This window comes from Mycolicibacterium chlorophenolicum, assembly GCF_001044235.1.
GTDB lineage: Bacteria > Actinomycetota > Actinomycetes > Mycobacteriales > Mycobacteriaceae > Mycobacterium > Mycobacterium chlorophenolicum.
On sequence record NZ_JYNL01000051.1, the window covers coordinates 43467 to 61856 of the forward strand.

Here is an 18390-nt window from a genome sequence, read left to right on the forward strand (position 1 = left end):
CGGTCAGAACGGTGGTTCGTCACGGCCGGGAGTGTGATCCGGTGGCCCGGAATCCCGAGCTGCCCGGTGGGCGTCGCCGGCTGCCCCGCGGACTTGTTTGTTGTGTGCGCGTTCGGCTTTGATGCGTGCGGCATCGTCCGCGCTGCGTAGGCGTCGGCGGATAGGCATCTTGGCGATACGTTGCGGGTCGGGTGGGGGTATCGGTGGCGGGGGTGGCAGAGCGGCGGTGGTGGCGGGGAAGGTCGGAAAGAACAGCGCGCAGCCGGGCCGGGTGGTGTAGGTGCGGCCGTCGGCTGCTGTGAAGGTGATCGTGCCGTCGGGTGATTGCACTTCCCGCCAGCCCTCGGCGAAGGTCTTGCCGAGATGGTGGGTGCGGCATTTGCAGTTCATGTTCGACGGGTGGGTCGGTCCGTAGGGCCAGGGCTCGCTGTGGTCGATGTCGCAGCGCTCGGCGGGGACGTCACAGCCCGGGAAGCGGCAGAACATATCGCGCAGCCGCACGAACTGGGCCAGCCGCGCCGACGGGCGGTAGTGCGGTTCGGGGTCGGACCCGGGCAGCCACAGCGGGGTGACCTTCGCCCCGGCGCGGATCGCGTCGGCCAACGCCGCAGTCGGCATGACCGTGAGCCCGGGCAGCAGCGCCAGCCCGGTGTCTTTCAATGGCGCCGGCGCGCAGTCGGTCTCGACGTCAGTCTCGGCGGCGGGCTCGGCGGCGGCGGGCTCGGCAGTGCCAGCTGCAGCATTGGTCACAGCGGCGGGCTCGTCGACGGCATCGCTCTTAGCGGCGGGTTCGGCGGCGGCCTCGGCGGTGCCGGCTGCAGCATTGGTCACAGCGGCGGAATCCTTGGCGCCTGCTCCTTTGGCGTCTGCGGCGGCGTGGGCTGTGGCGGCGTCGAGGGCGGTCTGGTCGGCGATGACGTGGATGACGATGTTCGACTGCGGGGCCGGCGTGTCGGCTTGGGGGCAGTCGGGGGAACCGCAGCGGCAGGGCAGGTGGGTGCGGCCGTTGAGCAACGCGCCCGCGGCCTCGGAACGGCGTTGCCCGATGCTGCGCGGGTCATTGGCGCAGACGCCGTCGATCATGGCCAGGATGCGCCGCTCGGCGGCGATGCCGTCGGCGGCGATCAACCGGCCCCACACCGAGGTGGTCTCCGCCCCGTCCTCGTGGGCGCCGATGTGGAAGTCGCGCTCGCGCAGCGCGATGGCGGTCAGCCGGACCGCGTCGGGGTCGTAGCGTTCGATGACGGCGTTGACCGCGCCGATGAGCTTGTCTTTGGACAGCGCTCCCCACGACGTAGCGTGCTCGGCGAGTTCGGCGTCGATGATGGCCAGCACCTGGTGGTCATCGACCAGATGGGTGCGCCAGCTCAGCTCCGAGATGACCCGGAAATCGATGCGGCCGGCACAGAACAGCGCCGCGACGCGGGGCAGTCGGTCGCGAAGGGTCATCGCGATGCGCATCTGCCCCGAGGCGCGGCGCTGTCCGATGCTCAGCGCGGCGCCGATGTCGACGGAGGTGGCGGCCCACAGATCGAAGCTCCAGCGGGAGCGTTCATCGTCGTCATCGACGGTGCGGTGGGTCAGCTCGGCGATCGCGGCGAGTCGCCGCGCGGAGGCTCGGGCTTCCTCGATCGCGGCCTGCTCGATCGCATCCAGCAGCGCCTCATCGGCGACATCGACGAACAGCTGATCGAACATACGTGCGATTCTGCCCGCGCGGGCCGACAATCCGCCGCACGAGTTCGGCCGCCTGTGGATGAATCCGGGATTGGGGATAACCGCAGGGCCACAACAGTTTCGGCCTCACCGAGCGTGCGTGGAATCTCCGCCGAGGGAGGCGTGTCGGCCGCAGACACGCACGCTCGCGCGAGAAGGGTGAGACCTACCCCAGCAGGTCGGTGATCGGCGCGCCGGCGGCGATCTTGGCCCGCACCTTCATCACCTTGCCGGGGAACCCGCCGCCGACCACGCCGACCACGACACCGTCGCGCTCGTAGTAGGCCAGGAACTTGCGCCCGTCGTCCTCGACGATGTGCACGGTGTCGGTGGCCTCCGGTTCCCCGAGGGCCTGGATCTTGACGTCGTACTGGTCGCTCCAGAAGTACGGTACCGAGACGGCCGCGGGTGCGTCCTGGCCCAGCATCGCGGGCACCAGCACGCGGGCCTGATCCGCCACGTTGCTCCAATGCTCGACGCGGACTTGGCCTTTCACCTCGTCCCGCCAGGACGCGCAGTCGCCGATGGCCCACACGTGCGGTGCGCTGGTGCGGCCGGCGTCGTCGCACACCACACCGTTGTCCACGGCGATCCCGCTGCCCTCGAGCCAGTCGGTGGCCGGATGCGAGCCGATGCCCACCACGACGATGTCGGCGTCGATCTGCTCGCCGTCCGACAGCGTCACCGAGCGCACGCGGTCGTCGCCACTCACCTCGGACACGCCGACGCCACACCGGACGTCGACACCCTCGGCCCGGTGCAGTCGGGTCACCAACTCCCCGATCTTCTCCCCCAGCACCGACGCGAGCGGTGCGGGCTGCGGTTCGACGAGCACCACGTCCACGCCGAGCCTGCGCAGGCTCGCCGCCACCTCGCAGCCGATGAAGCCGGCGCCGACCACGACGGCGCGGCGGGCGTCGGCCGCCTCCCGGCGCAGCGCCAGGCTCTGGCCGACGTTGCGCAGCACGTGAATCCCCGGCAGGTCGGGGAACGACCGAATCCGCTTGGGTACCAGGCCCGTCGCGATCACCAGCTCGTCGTATCCGAGCGTGCTGCCGTCGGCCAGCGTCACTGTCTTGGCGTCTGTGTCGACCGACCGGGCGCCGTTTCCGAGCAGCAGCGTGATGTCCTTCTCGGCGTAGAACTCCGCCGGCTTCAGGCTGACGTCGTCGGTCTCGGCGCGCAGCACCTCCTTCGACAGCGGCGGCCGGTCGTAGGGCAGATGGTCCTCGTCGCTGACGATGGTGATCGGCCCGGAGAACTCCGCACGACGCAGCTGCTCGGCGGTGCGGGCGGCGGCCAGCCCGCCGCCGACGATCACGACCCCTGAAGTGCTCATCTGGGCTTTTTACACGATCGGGCGAATCCGTTGTGCGCCACCCCACGCGTGGGCGCTCAGCCCCGCGCCCGCTCGATGATGTTGGACAGCACCACGATGCTCTCGCTGCGTTCGATGTCGGCGCTCGAGCGGATCCGTTCCAGGGCCTCCTCGAGGTGGCGCATGTCCCGGGCCAGCACATGCAGCATCGCATCGGCCGTTCCGGTCACCGTCGCCGCGCCGACCACCTCCGGGATGTCCTGCCACGCCGCGCGCAACTGGTCGGGAGCGATGGTGCCGTGGCAGAACACCTGGACATAGGCCTCGGTGGTCCACCCGAGCGCGTTGCGGTCGATCACCGTGGTGAAGTTGCGGATCACGCCGGAGTCGAGCATCCGGTCGACACGACGCTTCACCGCGGGCGCCGACAGGTTCACCCGCTGCCCGATCTCGGCGAACGTCGCGCGCGCGTTCTCGGCGAGTTCGGCGAGGATCAACTCGTCGGTCGCGTCCAGCCGATCCATATCACTCCTTGTACGCAACAAAACAATGCAAGATCGATTCTGACACAACAAACAGCAGGTAGACACGCAATAGGTGTTGATTGATTGCGCGAGCGGCCCGAAATATCGTTGATCCATGACGATGGACCTCGCCACCGCCACCTCCCCGGCCCAGGACACCACACCCGCCCGCACCGCCCGGCCCCGACGGTATGTGATGACGTGCCCGGAGTATTTCTCCGTCGAGTACGTCATCAACCCGTGGATGGACACCTCGACCCCGGTCGACACGGGCCGCGCCGTCGCGCAATGGGAAGCGCTGCGCCAGACCTATCTCGATCTCGGCCACACCGTCGATCTCGTCGCACCCGTCGCCGGCCTTCCCGACATGGTCTACGCCGCCAACGGCGGAATGGTGGTCAACGGCAAGGCCGTCGTCGCGCGCTTCGCCTATCAGGAGCGGGCCGCCGAGGCCGTCGCCTACGCCGCATGGATGGCGGACCACGGCTTCGCCGCCACCGAGACCCGGCACGTCAACGAAGGCCAGGGTGATCTGCTGCTCGCCGGATCGATGATCCTGGCCGGCCACGGCTTCCGCACGGACCGGCGGGCGCACCACGAGATCGCCGAGCACCTCGGCATGCCGCTGGTCGGCCTCGAACTGGTCGATCCGCGGTTCTACCACCTCGACACCGCGCTCGCCGTCCTGGACGACACCACCGTCGCCTACTACCCGCCGGCGTTCGACGAGCACTCCCGGACCACGCTGCGCGAACTGTTCCCCGACGCCATCGAGGTGGCCACCGCCGACGCCTACGTGCTCGGGCTCAACGCCGTCTCCGACGGCCTCAACGTCGTCCTGCCCGCCGCCGCCACCGGCTTCGCCGATCAGTTGCGCGACAACGGCTTCCGGCCGATCGGCGTCGACCTGTCCGAGCTGCTAAAAGGCGGCGGCTCGGTGAAATGCTGCACCCTGGAGGTACATTCATGACCGCGATGCACGCCGCCACACACACCGCCGACGCGATCGCCCTCGACAACCGCTGCGTCGCGCACAACTACTCGCCGCTGCCCGTCGTCGCCGCCAGCGCGGACGGCGCCTGGATCACCGACGTCGAGGGCAAGCGGTATCTCGACTGCCTGGCCGCGTATTCGGCGGTCAACTTCGGCCACCGGCACCCCGCGATCATCGCGACCGCACACGCCCAGCTGGATCTGGTGACGCTGGTCAGCCGCGCGTTCCACTCCGACCGGCTGGCACCGTTCTGCGCCGCGCTGGCCGAGCTGTGCGGCAAGGACATGGTGCTGCCGATGAACAGCGGCGCCGAGGCCGTCGAGAGCGGCATCAAGGTGGCGCGCAAGTGGGGTGTCGACGTCAAGGGGGTGCCCGCGGGGACCTCGAACATCGTGGTGGCGCAGAACAACTTCCACGGCCGCACCACGACGATCATCAGCTTCTCCGACGACGAGACCGCCCGGCGCGGATTCGGTCCGTACACACCGGGTTTCCGGTCGGTACCGTTCGGGGACGCCGACGCGCTGGCCCGGGCGATCGACGAGAACACCGTCGCCGTGTTGCTCGAACCGATCCAGGGCGAGGCCGGCATCATCGTGCCGCCCGAGGACTACCTGCCGCGGGTGCGCGCGCTGTGCACCGAGCGCAATGTGCTGATGATCGCCGACGAGATCCAGTCCGGTCTGGCTCGCACGGGCCGGACGTTCGCGTGCGACCACTGGAACGTGGTGCCGGACATCTACCTGCTGGGCAAGGCGCTCGGCGGCGGAGTGGTCCCCCTCTCGGCGGTGGTCGCCGACCGGGACGTGCTCGGCGTCCTGCATCCGGGCGAGCACGGCTCGACATTCGGGGGTAACCCGTTGGCGGCGGCCGTCGGCACCACCGTGGTCGACATCCTGGCCGGCGGCGAATTCCAGCGGCACGCAGCCGAACTCGGCGTGCACCTGCACGCCCGCCTGAACGAGTTGATCGGACGCGGCGTGCTCGAGGTGCGCGGCAAGGGCATGTGGGCCGGGGTGGACATCGACCCCGTGCACGGCACCGGCAAGCAGATCAGCCTACGCCTGGCCGAACGCGGGGTGCTGGTCAAGGACACCCACGGTTCCACGCTGCGCTTCGCCCCGCCACTCGTCATCACCGCCGACGAAATCGACTGGGCTGTGGACCAACTGGCCGAGGTGCTGGCCCGCTAGTACTTGGCGGTGCCGCGGTCGACGGCGATCTGCGAGCCGGAGATCGTCGCCGACCCGTCCCCCGCCAGCCACGCGACCACGTCGGACACCTCCTCGGGCGTCATGAACTCCTTGAGTCCCTTCTTGCCCTGATGGTTCACCGGGTGGTACGGCATCGGCGAAAAGCTGTGCAGGAACGCGGGATACTTGCCGAAGATCTCCATCATCGCCTCGGGCTGCACCATCGGCGTGTCGATCGAGTAGGGGTGGATGGAGTTGACCCGGATCCCGAACTCCCCCGCCTCGATCGCCAGTGCGTTGGTCAGCGCCACCAGGCCGTGCTTGGACGCCGAGTAGTGCGCGTTGCCCGGGGTGGCCTTGGTGCCTGCCGACGAGCTGACGATGATGATCGACCCGCCGTTGCCGGCCTCGATCATCGCGGGCACCGCCGCCTTGATCGTGCGCCAGGTGCCGTTGAGGTTCACGTCGATGACGGTGTCCCACTGCTCCTCGGACATCTCCCAGATCCGGCCCCAGCTGAGGATGCCGGCGTTGGCCACCACGATGTCGAGCCGGCCGAACTGTTCCATGGCGTCGGCCACCAGCTGCTGTTGCGCGCCCAGATCGCGGATGTCGATCTCCCGGGCGATCACCTTGCGGCCCGCCTCCTCGACCAGGCGCGCGGTCTCGGCCAGATCGTCGGCCGTCGGCATCGGGTAGGTGACGGTGTCCGACACCGGCTTGCAGATGTCGATCGCGACGATGTCGGCGCCGTCGCCGGCCAACCGGACGGCGTGCGCGCGGCCCTGCCCGCGCGCCGCTCCGGTCACCAGCGCGACGCGGCCTTCCAGGGGTGCATCAGAGGTCACCGGGTCAGGCTAACAGCAGAACTAGAACGCGTTCTAGATGTCTACAGGTCGGCGATGATCTGCTGCCGTTTGGCGGCGTACTCGGCGTCGGTGATCGACCCGGTGGCCCGCAGCGTCTCCAGTTCCTGGAGGCGCTGCGCCGTCGTCGGTTCGGGCGAGGGCATCGGCGGCGCCCCGGCCGGCACTGGGGGCGGCGGGGCGTGCTGCGCGCCGGCGCGCCGGACGATGGCCTGCACCTGTGCGCGGGCCGCCGGGTTGGCCCGCAGGTCGATCATGCTGTCCATACCGATGCCGTTGGCCTTGAGCACCTGCAGGATCTCCATCAACGGCTCGGTCTGGCCGGTCAGGTCGTAGGTGCGGTTGTCCTCGGCCACGGTGAACGTCGCGGGCATCATGCCGCTCACCAGAGCGCTGCGCTCCCAGTCGATCTGGTAGTCGTTGGTGGCGGGGTCGACGAGGGCGACCAACTTGCGGCTGGTGATCATCGGCAGCCGGCTCACCGACGCGATCACCGTGTCCTGCGTCGAGAACGGGGTGATGCCCGGCCCCGAGACCTGCAGGTTGATCTTGACCAGGGGTTGCTCGTTGATGCGCGTGTTGGTCTCCTGGATGCCGACCACCTGAGCCAGTGCGAGCACGCCGGTGGCCTCGAGCGCCTGGGTTTTGGCAGCCTTCCGCGTCCCGGCGCTGGTGATGCCCAGCGCGATCAGGACGTCGACGGCCGTGATGAGCAGACCCGTCCAGAACATCCACTTCAGGAGCGGATCGGCGCCCGTCGCGAAGTAGATGACCAGGAAGATCGGCCCGACGATGCCGCACAGCAGGACGAACAGCTGAACCCGGACATACCGCCAGAAAGTCGACACGGGTCAGATTATGACCCCAGCCGGCCGTCCCCGGTCAGGATCCGGCGGCCACCTGCATCGGATTGGCGTCCGGAACCGCGACCGGCCGACTCTGCACCAGACGGAACAGCGGTGCCGTCCAGGCGTCCATGGCCGACGCGTTGCGCGCGTAGCTGGTGTGCACCGCGACCGCGGCCGGGTTCATGTCGTCCTCGGCGTCGGGGTCGTAGTCGCAGACGGCGTCCCCGAGATCGCAGACGCTGATCGTGCGGGCGCCCATCGTCGGGGTCAGCGGGGCAGGCGCATGGGCGAGGATCGGCCAGTCCTGGGCGACACCCTTGCCCCGGCCGGGCACCGCGGTGACGGAGCCGAGGTTCAGGGTCGGATCCGCGGGCTGGCGGTCACCGTCGGCGACCAGCAGCGCCGCGGCCAGGTTCGGGCTGGTCTCGAGCGCCGCCAGGTTGCGGTGCACCACCATCGCGCCCTGCGAGTAGCCGGCCAGCACCACCTGGGTCGTCGGGCACTGCGCGACAAACGCCGCGTACTGCGAGGCCAGCGCTGCGGCCCCGGTGTCGACGCTGCCCATGAAGCCGAGCCAGCCCATCGCGCCGCCGTCGGCGGGGACCGGGACGGCGGGATACTCGACGGCCTCGGCGGTGATCGTGCGGCCACTGCTCTGCACCAGCCCGGCGAAGTCCCGGTAGGACTTGTTGACCACCCGGCCCATGCCGTCATCGGCGACGATGTCGGCGGGGGTGCGCTCACCCGAACCGGCGGCTCCCATCCAGTGCACGTCCGGGCAGGCCGGCTGTGCGGAGGCGGTGCCGGCCGACAGGCCGAACATGGCGGCGCCGCCCACGAGGGCGGCGACTGCGAAAGTCGAAATACGTGTACTCAACGAATGATCCTCTGGCCCACACCACGACAAAGTGAAGGCGGCGGACCCCTCGACCGCCGCCGTACAGTACATCGTCGGCCGCGTCGCTGGTGTTACAGCTGCTCCGGACGCAAAAGTGGCGCCCACCCCAAGGAGTGAGCGCCACTTTCGTTGGCGTGAACCTAGATCACTTGATGATCTTCGACACGCGGCCGGCGCCGACGGTACGGCCGCCCTCGCGGATCGCGAAGCGCAGGCCCTCGTCCATGGCGACGGGCTGGATCAGCTTGACGGAGATGTCGGTGTTGTCACCGGGCATCACCATCTCGGTGCCCTCGGGCAGGGTCACCACGCCGGTCACGTCCGTGGTCCGGAAGTAGAACTGCGGACGGTAGTTGTTGAAGAACGGCGTGTGGCGGCCACCCTCGTCCTTGGACAGGATGTAGACGCTGCCCTCGAACTCGGTGTGCGGGGTGGTCGTGCCCGGCTTGACGATGACCTGGCCGCGCTCGACGTCCTCGCGCTTGATACCACGCACCAGCAGACCGACGTTGTCACCGGCCTGGCCCTGATCGAGCAGCTTGCGGAACATCTCGACACCGGTGACGGTGGTCTTGGTGACGCCCGGGCGGATGCCGACGATCTCGACTTCCTCGTTCACGTTGATCACGCCGCGCTCCACACGACCGGTGACCACGGTACCGCGGCCGGTGATGGTGAAGACGTCCTCGACGGGCATCAGGAACGGCTTGTCCGTCTCACGGACCGGGTCCGGGATGGACTCGTCGACGGCCTCCATCAGGTCCTCGACGGACTTGACCCACTGGGCGTCGCCCTCGAGGGCCTTGAGCGCCGAGACGCGGACGACCGGGGCCTCCTCGTCGAAGTCCTGCGCGGCCAGCAGTTCGCGGACCTCCATCTCGACGAGCTCGAGGAGTTCCTCGTCGTCGACCATGTCGGACTTGTTCAGGGCGACCAGGATGTAGGGCACGCCGACCTGGCGGGCGAGCAGCACATGCTCGCGGGTCTGCGGCATCGGGCCGTCGGTGGCGGCGACCACCAGGATCGCGCCGTCCATCTGGGCGGCACCGGTGATCATGTTCTTGATGTAGTCAGCGTGGCCGGGGGCGTCGACGTGTGCGTAGTGACGCTTCTCGGTCTGGTACTCCACGTGGGAGATGTTGATCGTGATACCGCGCTGACGCTCCTCGGGCGCATTGTCGATCTGGTCGAATGCGCGCGACTCATTCAAATCGGGGTACTTGTCGTGCAGAACCTTGGTGATTGCTGCAGTCAGCGTGGTCTTGCCGTGGTCAACGTGACCGATGGTCCCGATGTTGACGTGCGGCTTCGTCCGCTCGAACTTCGCCTTCGCCACTGTGTTGTCCTCCTGGACTGTGTTGGTGCTTCCTCGTTCTAGGTCTGAAGCAGGATTTTGATCTTTGCAGTTGTGGTTCTCCGCGTTGGCGGCAGGTCAGGTTACTGACCCGTCGCCTTCGCGATGATCTCCTTCGACACGTTCGCCGGAACCTCGGCGTACGAGTCGAACACCATGGAGTAGTTCGCCCGGCCCTGGGTCTTCGACCGGAGGTCGCCGACATAGCCGAACATCTCCGACAGCGGCACCTGCGCCTTGACGACGCGCGCACCGCTGCGCTCTTCCATGGCCTGGATCTGACCACGGCGGGAGTTCAGGTCGCCGATCACGTCACCCATGTAGTCCTCGGGGGTGGTGACCTCGACGGCCATGATGGGCTCCAGGATGACGGGCTGCGCGGCCTGCGCGGCCTTCTTCAGCACCTGCGAGCCGGCCACCTTGAACGCCATTTCCGACGAGTCGACCTCGTGGAACGCGCCGTCGAGCAGGGTGACCTTCAGGTTCACCAGCGGGTAGCCGGCCAGCACGCCGTACTGCATGGCGTCCTGCGCACCGGCGTCCACCGACGGGATGTACTCGCGCGGGATGCGGCCACCGGTGACCTTGTTCTCGAACTCGTAGGTCGCCCCGTCCTCGCCGCTGAACGGCTCGAGGTCGATGAGCACCTTGGCGAACTGACCGGAGCCACCCGTCTGCTTCTTGTGGGTGAACTCGACCTTCTCGACCTTGCGCTTGATCGTCTCGCGGTAGGCCACCTGCGGCTTGCCGACGTTGGCCTCGACCTTGAACTCGCGACGCATCCGGTCTACCAGGATGTCCAGGTGCAGCTCGCCCATGCCGCCGATGACGGTCTGGCCGGTCTCCTGGTCCAGGTGCACCTTGAAGGTCGGGTCCTCTTCGGCGAGCTTCTGGATCGCGGTGCCCAGCTTCTCCTGGTCGCTCTTGGTCTTCGGCTCGATGGCCACCTCGATGACCGGATCCGGGAACGTCATCGACTCCAGCACGATCTGCTGGTTCGGGTCGCTCAGCGTGTCACCGGTCGTGGTGTCCTTCAGACCGATCACGGCGTAGATGTGGCCGGCCGACGCACGCTCGACAGGGTTCTCCTTGTTGGAGTGCATCTGGAACAGCTTGCCCAGCCGCTCCTTCTTGCCCTTGGTCGCGTTGATGACCTGGCTGCCCGACTCGACGGTGCCGGAGTACACGCGCACGTAGGTCAGCTTGCCGAAGAACGGGTGCGTGGCGACCTTGAACGCCAGCGCCGAGAACGGCTCGTCGGTCGACGGCTTGCGGGTGATCAGCTCGTCTTCCTTGTTGGGAGCGTGACCCTCGGCGGGCGGCACGTCCAGCGGCGACGGCAGGTAGTCGATCACCGCGTCGAGCATGGGCTGCACGCCCTTGTTCTTGAACGCCGAGCCGCACAGCACGAGGTAGGCCTGCGAGCTGATCGTCAGCTTGCGCAGCGCGCCCTTGATCTCCTCGATCGTGAGCTCTTCGCCGCCGAAGTACTTCTCCAGCAGGGCCTCGTCGGTCTCGGCGACCGCCTCGAGCAGCTTGGTGCGGTACTCGTCGGCCTTCTCCTGCAGATCGGCCGGGATGTCGACGACGTCGTACTTCTCGCCGAGCTTGGCCTCGGCGCTCCACACCTTGGCCTTCATCTCGACCAGGTCGACGACGCCGGAGAAGTCACCCTCCGAGCCGATGGGCAGCTGGATCGGGATGACGTTGGCGCCGAGGCGCTCCTCCATCGTGCGCACCGAGAAGTAGAAGTCGGCGCCCAGCTTGTCCATCTTGTTGACGAAGCAGATGCGCGGCACGTCGTACTTGTCGGCCTGCCGCCAGACCTGCTCGGACTGCGGCTCCACGCCTTCCTTGCCGTCGAAGACGGCTACGGCACCGTCGAGGACACGCAGCGAACGCTCCACCTCGACCGTGAAGTCGACGTGGCCCGGGGTGTCGATGATGTTGATCTGGTTGTCGTTCCAGAAGCAGGTGGTGGCAGCCGAGGTGATCGTGATCCCTCGCTCCTGCTCCTGCTCCATCCAGTCCATCGTGGCGGCACCGTCGTGCACCTCACCGATCTTGTAGCTGATACCGGTGTAGTAGAGGATGCGCTCGGTCGTCGTCGTCTTGCCGGCATCGATGTGCGCCATGATGCCGATGTTGCGGACCTTCGTGAGGTCGGTCAGCACGTCCTGTGCCACGGCTAGATTCCCACTCTTTCGCTTGCTTGTCGGGTGTTCAGTTGCGCCCTGCGGTCCTCAGTGACTGCAGGGTGTGCAATCACCAGCGGTAATGCGCGAAGGCGCGGTTGGCCTCGGCCATCTTGTGGGTGTCCTCGCGGCGCTTGACCGCGGCACCCAGGCCGTTGCTGGCATCGAGGATCTCGTTGGCCAGACGCTCGACCATGGTCTTCTCGCGGCGTTGCTTGGAGAAGCTGACCAGCCAGCGCAGCGCCAGGGTCACCGAGCGGTCCGGACGAACCTCGACCGGAACCTGGTAGGTGGCGCCACCGACGCGGCGGCTGCGGACCTCGAGCGAGGGCTTGACGTTGTCCATGGCCCGCTTGAGCGTGACCACCGGATCAGTGCCGGTCTTGTCCCGGGCCTGTTCGAGCGCACCATAGACAATGCGCTCGGCCAGTGATTTCTTCCCGTCCAGCAGCACCTTGTTCACGAGCTGGGTGACCAGCTGCGAGCCGTAGACGGGGTCGTTGACCAACGGACGCTTGGGCGCCGGTCCCTTGCGCGGCATCAGCTCTTCTCCTTCTTCGCGCCGTAACGGCTGCGGGCCTGCTTGCGGTTCTTCACGCCCTGGGTGTCCAGCGAGCCGCGGATGATCTTGTAGCGCACACCCGGAAGGTCCTTCACACGACCGCCGCGCACGAGCACCATCGAGTGCTCCTGCAGGTTGTGGCCCTCACCCGGGATGTAGGCGGTGACCTCGACCGCGCTGGTCAGTCGCACACGCGCGACCTTGCGAAGTGCCGAGTTCGGCTTCTTCGGGGTCGTGGTGTACACGCGGGTGCACACACCGCGACGCTGCGGGCTGCCCTTCAGCGCCGCGGTCTTCACCTTGGCGATCTTGTCGCGGCGACCCTTACGGACCAGCTGGTTGATGGTTGGCATGTACCGGCTTCCTGTGTTGCTTGCGTCTTCTTTAAGTTTCGTGTCGCGGGCTACCCCGCATCCGGGCGTGTCGCATGCGGCCGCCGCGTGAATCTCGGAGTAATTTCCAAGGCGCCCGCGGCGCTAGACATGCAAAGTGGCCCGGCGTGCAGGCGTGCTTGTGACTCAGTCAAGCCTCAAGCGCCTTATCTGCCAGGCACGACGGTCCACAATACCAGGGCCGCGGACCTCGACAAAACCCGCTGACCTGCGCAGCTGTCGCTGCGACCCGTCACCGGTGCCGCATGCCGGCGGCCAGCCGCATCACCATGTCGCTGAACACCGCGTCGGTGTCGAGGCCGCTCATCACCCCGGTCATCTCCAGCAGCACGAACCCGTGCATGGCCGACCAGAACTCCAGGGCGGCGAAGAATGCCGACTCCTGGTCCAGGCCGTAGGCGGACAGGACCGCGATCACCGGCGCGGCCGCGGCGTGCGTGGCCTCGGTGAACTCCGGGTCGTCCCCGCCGAGCGGCATCCGGGTGAACGCCGAGTACCGGCCCGGGTGGTGGTGCGCGTAGCTGCGGTAGGCACCGGCCATCACCATCACCGCATCGTCGGGCGTGCGGCCCTGGCCGACGGTGTTGAGCATGTCGATGATGTCGCCGACCACGCGCATCCGCACCGAGCGGCGCAGATCGTCGAGGCTGTGCACGTGGTTGTACAGCGACGGACCCTTGGTGCCGAGTTGGTTGGCCAGCGCGTTGATGGTGAGCGCGTCCCAGCCCTCGCGGTCCAGGAAGGTCAGCGCGGCGTTGACGATGGCCTCGCGGCTCAGCTTCGCCGTGCGCGGCGGCCGAGTTGCCATCTCGTGGTTCCCCCTTCGCCGCGGCCGACCCGAACGCTACGAGGGTCGACGAGAGACTCTAGTTCACCCGTTCCTGGCTGAGCTGCGCGAGTTGACCGACGATCGTGCACAGATCCGGCAGGGTCTCCGAGTTCATCGTCTGGATCGACCACGTGATGACGTCGCCGCCCTTGGCCACGTAGATGCTGCACGCCGAGTCGTCGGACGCCTTGAAGCCCTTGTTCCCGTCGATCGCGAGCTCGGTCAGCGTGCGGCCGGCCTGCTGCTCGAGTTCACGCTCGGTGTCCATGTCGCTGCCGCGGTACCACCACGTCGAGATGCCCATGCCGGCCCCGACGTTGCCGATCATGGTGTTCTCCTGCCAGAAGCACCCGGCGTTACTGACCACGGCGGGGGTGAACAGGTTCGATCCCGCGGCCTTGGCCACGTCGGCGTCGGTGATGCCGTTGCAGTCCACGCTGCGGAACCCGCCCCCGGCCGTGCCCGAGCCGCCGTCGGACGACGGCTCGGCCGAACGCTCGGCGCCGGAGCAGGCGGCCAGGGTCAGCGTCAGGCAGAGCCCGGCGACGAGGCGGACGGCGGTCATCTCACATGTCCGAGCGCAGGGTGGCCGTGAGGAGCTTCTGCGCGTCGACGCACGGGTCGCCCGTCTTCTGGCCGCGGTACTGCACCCACCAGCTGAGCACCCCGGTACCGGCCGCCGCGGTGGCCGAGCAGGCGGCGCCGGTGACGTCGCGGCGTGCGGAGAACGCCTGATGCCGTTCCACGACGGTGTCCTTTACGACGGCGCCGCGCCGCGCGGCCAGGTCGTGTTCGCGGGCCAGATTGCCGGTGTCGAACCACGAGAACGTCACGTCGATCGTGCCGGAGCCAGGGCGGGACAGGATGTACTGGCACACCGCACCGCTGTAGGGCCGGATGACCTCGGCTGCGCCCAACGTCGCCTGCACCGTGCTGTCGTCGAGCAGTCCGCAGCGGTCGTCGACGTAGCCGTAGGTGCGGTCGGGGTCGGGAACGGTTCCGTCCTCGCGTTGTGCCACGCCTTCGACGGTCTGCGCGCAGCCCCCAGCGGTCGCGGCCCCCAGGACAGCAACGGTGAGGACTTCGAGGACACGTCGGCGCATCGCAGCTCACGGTACCCAGCACAACTGGCTGTGGCGACTCGTCCGACGTCGTAGGCTGCCGGTGTGACCACAACGGGACGAGTGCTGGCCGCGTGCGTGCTGACGATGTCCGCGGTGCTGACGCTGAGTCCGCCGGCGCAGGCCAAGAACGGTGACACCCACATCACCGGCCAGGGCGTCTCCCGCACCATCGACTGCAACAACGCGACCCTCATCGTGGTGGGGACCGGCAATCAGATCACCGCGGTCGGAACCTGCTGGGCGGTGACGGTGCAGGGGTCCTCGAACGTGATCGTGGCCGACAACGTCATCAACGACGTCACGGTCTACGGCTATGACCAGACGGTGTTCTACAAGAACGGCGCGCCGATCGTCTGGGACCGCGGTCGCGAACTCGGGATGACAAACCGCATCGATCGGGTACCCGCCTGAGCGTGTATCCCCCTCGAGTACTCGCCGGTGTCGGTGTCGCAGCGCTGTCAGCAGCCACGTTCGGACTCTCCGCATGCGGGTCCACCAGTTCCGACAGCGACAGGCCGACGGCCACGGCCGGCTCCTCCGGCGCGCAGATCGAGATCGGCAACACGATCAACTACGGATCGTTCGGCACGACGGCCGACATCGACTGCGCCGACGGGAAATCCCTCAACGTGGGCGGCTCGAACAACACGCTGACCGTGACGGGCACCTGTGCGAACGTCAACATCGGCGGGGCCGACAACAAGATCACGTTCGACCGGGTCGACGCCGAACTGTCGGTGGTGGGACTGAACAACACCGTCACCTACCGCGACGGCGACCCGAAGGTCAACGACACCGGCAGCAACAACACGATCAACAAGGGGTAGGTCGCGCTGCCCGACTTCGCGGCGGCGTTTCACGCGATCGCGGGTCGTTTCCGACACAGGACGATCAAGTCGACGGCGTTCGACGAGAGAAACGGACACGCGCCGTTCAACGCCTCCGGTGTGGTCCAGGTCGGTCCTGGCCGGTTCGTGTTCATCGACAACAACGACCCGACAGCTGTCTTCGAGCTCGCGCTCGACGCCGATGGCGAAGAGGCAGAACGGATTTCGCGGCGCCCCCTGGTCGGCATCGCCGAGGGTCGGTTGCGCGATCCCGAAGGGCTGACGCGCATCGACAGCGACGGCGAGATCTTCCTCATCATCACCTCCTCGCTGTGTGTGTCCGAGGCAGGACACCGAGTCAGTGACGGACTGGTGCGGGTCCGCTACACCCACCACGGTGACCTTCCCGCGGAAGGCATGCACGGATTCCGCGATTGGCTGCTGCGCCTCATGCCATCGCTGGCCGCGGCAGGCCGGCGCACCCCCGACGACGGCGGGTTGAACATCGAAGGCCTCGCCTGGGATCCGCACACCCGCACCCTGCTGTTCGGCGTACGGGCACCCAACGCACCCGGCGCCGCCACCGTGATCCGGATTCCCGTCGACGCGGTTCGCGCTCCGTGGACGGTCCCGTCCCTCGGCGCGCCGTCGGCAGTGCAGATCCGGCTCCCCCGGTCCACCGCGGCGCAAGGTGTCCGCGACCTCTCCTACGACGAACAGACCGAAGACTTCCTGGTGCTGCTCGGGCGCTCCATCAGCTCCGGCGACGATCCATTCCAGCTCGGCACATGGAGCGGCGCCGGCGATCAGATCGAACTACTCGACGTCACCTTCCACCGGTCGATGAAGCCCGAGGGCGTCGCCGCGTTCTCCCGCGGCGGCGACCGAAAACTCCTGATCGTCGACGACCGAGGCGGCTACGCGGTCTGTGATCACCCCGCGGGTGGTCAGTAGAAATAGAGGTTGGAGCCGGGCAGCTCCTGATGCACCCTGGCCCTACCGCCCGGAGTGAGGTCGAGCCCGAACTTCGCCATCTCCGTCGTCCGCGCGCTGACCAGATTGAAATAGCCGGTGTAGGCGAACCGGCCCGGCGGATTCGCCGGATCGGTCACCGGCACGGGGACCGGGGCGATCGTGAACTCTTCGGCGTGCTGGCCGTTGCTCGGCGCGCAGGTGTAGAGATACTTGTGTCCCTGCGGGGTCACCTGCGACGCGCTCGCGTGCAGATTCCGGCCGAAAGCCTTGCTGGTCAACGACTTTCCGGTCCCGAGTTGGTCGAGAGCCCACAGGTCGGCCGGATCGTTGTCGTCTTTGAGCGGTTGGTGGTAGACCTCGAAGTTCGCCGGGGTGGGCGCGCCGGGCGGAATCGACTCGGTGTTGCTCGCATGCAGGCACGCACTCGTATCGTGCTTGAGGATGTAGACGGGATCGGCCGGGCCCGGCAGACCCGTGGCGATGTATCCGGCCGATTCGGCCAGTCGCAGTTGCTGCCGCACCAGGTCGATTTCCGTGACGACGTCGGGGACGCCGAATCCCGTCAGCAGTGCCTGCATCTCGTCGATCAGGGGCCGAAGGACGGTCTGCTGGTTCTCGCGGCTGAAGACCGTGTCGCGGTACGCCCGGATCTGGTCGAACAACTGCTTCCGGCGTGCGTCGTCATTGCGCACCAGTTGGGCGATCACGCCGTCACTGCCCAACGTGAACGGCCTGCCCGGCTGCAGTGTCTGGTCGATTCCCCAGGGGATCATCGTGAACCTGATGTCGCCCACATCCGGTGCCGCGACGGCGGTGACGTCGTTGTAGAGGTAGGTGTTGTTGGTGTTGTCGGCGTAGCCGTCCCAGTGCTTCAGGAAGAACTCCATCGCGTAGATCTTGAGGAACTGACCCATGTCGAACACCTGGTCGGCACCAGCGAGGCCGTTCGCCTTGATGTGAGCGCACGCGAATGTGAGATCGGCTTTGTCCTCGAATTTGGACAGCGCCTCCACGCCGATGAAGTCGAGTCTCTCCTCGACGAGATCGTCGTGGTGCTCGAGCTCGTACAGGTTGCCCTTCAGGTTGCCGTTGAAGTTGCGCTCGATGTAGCGCTTCATCACCGGCTCGGCGTTGACGTAGACACCCGGGGCGTTGACGCCGGCGGCCCCCTGACCGATCGGCGTTCCGTTGACGAAAACGCGGGCGTAGTTGCAGCGTGAGTGGGGCAGCCCCGCCATGCCCAGCAATCGGTAGCCGAGCGTTTGTTTGACGTAGGACCTGTCCTGGATGGAGTTGTTGAGTGTGACGTAGCGCGACCCGATCAGGTCCTCGATGCCGGCCACGTTGGCGTCGCTCAACTTGCCGAAGTCAACATGCAGGCAAGGCTTGTCGCTGTCGATCGAGCCGCAGAACGACTTCTTCTTGACCCCCACGTCGGTGAACGTGGTCGCAGCCGGGAATTTCGTGCCGGATATCTCGACCGAGGCGGCCTTGCGCCACGTGTACCTGGCGCCGTCGGTGAACTCGAAGTTGCAGCGACCGCCCTTGGGCTCCTCGTTTCGCAGCGCATCCCACTCCGCCGCAGGCATCGTGATCTTGATCGTGATCACATTGTCGATGGCGTAGAACGAATCGAGCGCTTGTTGCTGCAGAGCAGTCATGGTCACGTCTCCCGGTGCGTCGCGGCGTCCCCTCAGGGTGCGACGGGGCATTCCGTTGCGCGTGAGTAGGACGCTACTCGCTTTTCCCAGCCATCGGGCCCGGACCGGGCAGGT

General features: G+C 67.4%; 19 protein-coding genes. 5 read left to right on the forward strand and 14 right to left on the reverse strand.

The genetic code is table 11. The features are described from left to right. Positions 1 to 3: 3 nt before the first annotated feature. From MCHLDSM_RS19890 to MCHLDSM_RS19900, 3 genes are all read right to left on the reverse strand, one after another. Entirely contained in the window at positions 4 to 1698 is a 1695-nt protein-coding gene (locus tag MCHLDSM_RS19890) for an HNH endonuclease signature motif containing protein (RefSeq protein WP_048471656.1), read from the reverse strand. Between the two features lie 184 nt (positions 1699 to 1882). Beyond that, positions 1883 to 3055 (reverse strand): NAD(P)/FAD-dependent oxidoreductase, encoded by a 1173-nt coding sequence (locus MCHLDSM_RS19895; protein ID WP_048471657.1) that lies wholly within the window; start codon positions 3053 to 3055, stop codon positions 1883 to 1885. Between the two features lie 56 nt (positions 3056 to 3111). Then, positions 3112 to 3558 (reverse strand): Rv2324 family transcriptional regulator, encoded by a 447-nt coding sequence (locus tag MCHLDSM_RS19900; RefSeq protein ID WP_048471658.1) that lies wholly within the window; start codon positions 3556 to 3558, stop codon positions 3112 to 3114. Positions 3559 to 3679: 121 nt separating this feature from the next. On the opposite strand from MCHLDSM_RS19900, the gene ddaH reads away from it, so the two are divergent. Beyond that, positions 3680 to 4528, forward strand: coding sequence for a dimethylargininase (gene ddaH, locus MCHLDSM_RS19905; RefSeq protein WP_082168991.1), 849 nt, complete (start codon positions 3680 to 3682; stop codon positions 4526 to 4528). Then, positions 4525 to 5745 carry an ornithine--oxo-acid transaminase gene (gene rocD, locus MCHLDSM_RS19910; RefSeq protein WP_048471660.1) on the forward strand — a complete coding sequence of 407 codons (1221 nt, stop codon included), beginning with the start codon at positions 4525 to 4527 and terminating at the stop codon, positions 5743 to 5745. The genes ddaH and rocD overlap by 4 nt, the downstream gene beginning before the upstream one ends. Here the strand turns inward: rocD and MCHLDSM_RS19915 are convergent. The 10 genes from MCHLDSM_RS19915 to MCHLDSM_RS19960 form a co-directional block, all read right to left on the reverse strand. Further along, positions 5742 to 6575, reverse strand: a complete 834-nt coding sequence (locus MCHLDSM_RS19915; RefSeq protein ID WP_048471738.1) for a mycofactocin-coupled SDR family oxidoreductase — start codon at positions 6573 to 6575, stop codon at positions 5742 to 5744. The two genes, rocD and MCHLDSM_RS19915, sit on opposite strands and share 4 nt — an antisense overlap. Before the next feature lie 59 nt (positions 6576 to 6634). Next, a complete protein-coding gene (locus tag MCHLDSM_RS19920) occupies positions 6635 to 7459 on the reverse strand; it encodes an SHOCT domain-containing protein (protein ID WP_048471661.1) in 825 nt (274 codons plus the stop codon). 34 nt (positions 7460 to 7493) lie between these two features. Next, on the reverse strand, positions 7494 to 8282 hold the full coding sequence (locus tag MCHLDSM_RS19925; RefSeq protein ID WP_048471739.1) for a cutinase family protein: 789 nt from the start codon (positions 8280 to 8282) through the stop codon (positions 7494 to 7496). Between the two features lie 220 nt (positions 8283 to 8502). Then, positions 8503 to 9693 (reverse strand): elongation factor Tu, encoded by a 1191-nt coding sequence (gene tuf / locus MCHLDSM_RS19930; RefSeq protein ID WP_048471662.1) that lies wholly within the window; start codon positions 9691 to 9693, stop codon positions 8503 to 8505. A gap of 101 nt (positions 9694 to 9794) precedes the next feature. After that, complete coding sequence (gene fusA / locus MCHLDSM_RS19935) at positions 9795 to 11897, reverse strand: elongation factor G (RefSeq protein ID WP_048416413.1); 2103 nt, start codon at positions 11895 to 11897, stop codon at positions 9795 to 9797. A gap of 79 nt (positions 11898 to 11976) precedes the next feature. Further along, positions 11977 to 12447, reverse strand: coding sequence for a 30S ribosomal protein S7 (gene rpsG, locus MCHLDSM_RS19940; protein ID WP_043405699.1), 471 nt, complete (start codon positions 12445 to 12447; stop codon positions 11977 to 11979). After that, a complete protein-coding gene (gene rpsL, locus MCHLDSM_RS19945) occupies positions 12447 to 12821 on the reverse strand; it encodes a 30S ribosomal protein S12 (protein WP_003929602.1) in 375 nt (124 codons plus the stop codon). The genes rpsG and rpsL overlap by 1 nt, the downstream gene beginning before the upstream one ends. Before the next feature lie 271 nt (positions 12822 to 13092). Continuing rightward, a complete protein-coding gene (locus MCHLDSM_RS19950) occupies positions 13093 to 13668 on the reverse strand; it encodes a TetR/AcrR family transcriptional regulator (RefSeq protein ID WP_048471663.1) in 576 nt (191 codons plus the stop codon). A 58-nt stretch (positions 13669 to 13726) separates the two neighbouring features. Continuing rightward, positions 13727 to 14254: a DUF3558 domain-containing protein gene (locus MCHLDSM_RS19955; RefSeq protein WP_048471664.1), complete on the reverse strand. Its 528-nt coding sequence runs from the start codon at positions 14252 to 14254 to the stop codon at positions 13727 to 13729. A gap of 1 nt (position 14255) precedes the next feature. Next, positions 14256 to 14792, reverse strand: coding sequence for a DUF3558 domain-containing protein (locus tag MCHLDSM_RS19960; RefSeq protein WP_048471665.1), 537 nt, complete (start codon positions 14790 to 14792; stop codon positions 14256 to 14258). A gap of 105 nt (positions 14793 to 14897) precedes the next feature. Here MCHLDSM_RS19960 and MCHLDSM_RS19965 point away from each other — a divergent pair, with 105 nt between their 5' ends. The 3 genes from MCHLDSM_RS19965 (at position 14898) to MCHLDSM_RS19975 (ending at position 16594) form a co-directional block, all read left to right on the forward strand. Beyond that, a complete protein-coding gene (locus tag MCHLDSM_RS19965; protein ID WP_048471740.1) occupies positions 14898 to 15224 on the forward strand; it encodes a DUF3060 domain-containing protein in 327 nt (108 codons plus the stop codon). 2 nt (positions 15225 to 15226) lie between these two features. Next, positions 15227 to 15640 (forward strand): DUF3060 domain-containing protein, encoded by a 414-nt coding sequence (locus tag MCHLDSM_RS19970; RefSeq protein ID WP_082168985.1) that lies wholly within the window; start codon positions 15227 to 15229, stop codon positions 15638 to 15640. A gap of 120 nt (positions 15641 to 15760) precedes the next feature. Next, positions 15761 to 16594, forward strand: a complete 834-nt coding sequence (locus MCHLDSM_RS19975; protein ID WP_234714124.1) for a DUF3616 domain-containing protein — start codon at positions 15761 to 15763, stop codon at positions 16592 to 16594. On the opposite strand, the gene MCHLDSM_RS19980 is transcribed toward MCHLDSM_RS19975, so the two are convergent. Further along, positions 16588 to 18276 carry a CotH kinase family protein gene (locus MCHLDSM_RS19980; protein WP_048471668.1) on the reverse strand — a complete coding sequence of 563 codons (1689 nt, stop codon included), beginning with the start codon at positions 18274 to 18276 and terminating at the stop codon, positions 16588 to 16590. The genes MCHLDSM_RS19975 and MCHLDSM_RS19980 overlap by 7 nt on opposite strands. Between the last annotated feature and the right edge of the window lie 114 nt (positions 18277 to 18390).